The organism is Delftia sp. DLF01, from assembly GCF_014852125.1.
GTDB lineage: Bacteria > Pseudomonadota > Gammaproteobacteria > Burkholderiales > Burkholderiaceae_C > Comamonas > Comamonas acidovorans.
The window spans coordinates 1-360 of the sequence record NZ_JACVAZ010000017.1 but is presented as its reverse complement, the minus strand read 5'-3'; the positions used below and the strand labels follow the sequence as shown (position 1 = coordinate 360).

Annotated in this window: 1 protein-coding gene; it reads left to right on the top strand. The window is 67.2% G+C overall.

Features of this window, described 5'->3' with window-relative positions; all coding sequences use genetic code 11:
• A partial coding sequence (locus tag IB269_RS29350) for a hypothetical protein (protein ID WP_192368954.1) occupies positions 1–360 on the top strand: 360 nt, incomplete at both ends.

The following is a 360-nucleotide window of genomic DNA, read 5'->3' as shown; positions in this document are numbered from 1 at the left end:
GCCTGGGCCACCTTGCAGGCCAGCGCCAAGGCCCCGTGCAGCGCTGGGAAGACAACCGCATAGGCTTCACTGAAGACCGCGTCTGGCGCTACGACCCCTGCGGCAACCGCATCGCGCAAATGCAGGCGGACCACAGCCAGCAGCAACTGCACTACGACGGAGCCCACCAGCTCATCGCCGTGCGCAGCAGCCAGATCCAGGGCAACGCCGAGCAGCTGCGCCACCACAGCCGCTACACCTACGACGCCCTGGGCCGCAGGCTCAAGCAGCAAGTGGAAAGCGCGGACTCCACAGAATCCACCCGCACCCACTACTACGGCTGGGACGGCGACCGCCTCATCCACACCGAACGCCTGCAGC